Source organism: Streptomyces sp. SID14478 (genome assembly GCF_010548525.1).
In the GTDB taxonomy this organism is placed as follows: domain Bacteria; phylum Actinomycetota; class Actinomycetes; order Streptomycetales; family Streptomycetaceae; genus Streptomyces.
In genome coordinates, this window is the sequence record NZ_JAAGMG010000366.1 from 1 (window position 1) to 1,430 (window position 1,430).

Genomic DNA, 1,430 nt, shown 5'->3' on the forward strand with positions numbered 1-1,430 from the left:
CACCGTCGTCCGGTGCCGCAGGAGCCGGTGCGTCAAGGCGGCCGAGGCGAGCGTGGGCCGCCGGTCGAGCCCGGGCGCGGCCCAGACCGCGAAGAGCACCGCGGCGCCGAACAACACGGCGCGCGACATGCCCTGCACCGTCTCCCACGGCCGGCACGCCGCCACGACCAGGGCGACGCCGAGCACGCGCACGGGAACCGTCGCCGCCCAGTGCACGACGTAGACGCGCCACGGCACCCGTGGATCCAGCACCGTCATCGCGGCCGCCCTCCCACCTGTCCGGCGAGCAGCGGCGCGAGCGCCAGGTCCAGCGGCTCACCGGCCGCGTGCCGCAGCACCGGAACCCCGCTGTCGCGTAGCGCGAACCGCATCGCGTCCCGGTCTGCGCGCCACAGCCGCAGCCCCAACTCGCCCGCCACGTCGCCCGGTTCGACCCGGGGGTCACCGCTCGGGATCTCCACGACGACCGGCCGCCGGGCCCGCCCCTGCAGATCGCGCAGCACCTTGAGGATGCGGGCGTCGCTGAGCGGCGTGAAAACGTACACGAGGGCGCCCTCCGGCAGCGCGGGGCGCGGTACGCGCTCCAGGCCCGGGGCGTCGAACCGGCGGTCCTTGCGGACGTCGAGGACGCTGTCGACGATCCGGTAGAACGCGGCGTCCCCCGTCGCGGGCTGCAGCCACCGCGTGGCGCCGCCCGTCGAGACGACACCGACCCGGTCGTGCGTCTTCAGGTAGGCGCGGGCGAGACCGGCGGCGACGCGGACCGTCTCGTCCAGCGAGGAGACGCCGGTCTCCGGGTCGACCACGTCGCCGAACGCGTCGAGCAGCATCACCGTGTCGACGGCCCGCTCGGCGGCGAACCGGTGCAACTGCACCGTGCCCCGCCGGGTCGTCGACGGCCAGTGGATGCGCCGCTGACGCTCGCCCGGCTCCCAGGCCCGCACCCCGATGACCTCGACGCCCTCGCCGGTCTGCGCCGACGCGTGCTCGCCGAGCCGCTGCGGCAGCCGCACCGGGACGGGCGTGAACCGGGTGTGCGCCGCGTGCGGGAACACCGCGACCTCCACCTCCTCGACCCGGACGCTGCGGCGCACGGTGCCCCCGGCGTCGTACACGTCGAGGTCCACGGGGCCGAGCGACCAGCGGCCCCAGCGCAGCGCCGTGTGCCGCAGCGTGAGCGTGGAGCGGCCCGTCACGACCTCGTCGAGCCGCAGGCCGGGGCCGAGCGTGACGCCAGGATCGAGGCGGACGGTGCCGCCGTCGTGGGCCACCGAGATCCGCAGGGTGACGGTGTCGCCCTCGAAGCAGCGCCGCGGCTCGACGCTCACCGACGTCTCGATCCGCGTGGGGTAGGCGCGCGGCAGCGACAGCGCCAGTAGCACCAGCGGCGCGGCGGCGAGCGCGAGCAGCCACGGCCGCCCCGTCAGGAG

General features: G+C 76.2%; 1 protein-coding gene and 1 pseudogene. Both read right to left on the reverse strand.

The window, feature by feature from the left end:
• Window positions 1-258: pseudogene (locus tag G3I40_RS12055) on the reverse strand (hypothetical protein); the annotation flags it as partial.
• The coding region (locus G3I40_RS12060; RefSeq protein ID WP_164302152.1) for a DUF58 domain-containing protein at window positions 255-1,430 on the reverse strand (1,176 nt) is incomplete at its 5' end. The gene G3I40_RS12060 and the pseudogene G3I40_RS12055, both read right to left, overlap by 4 nt.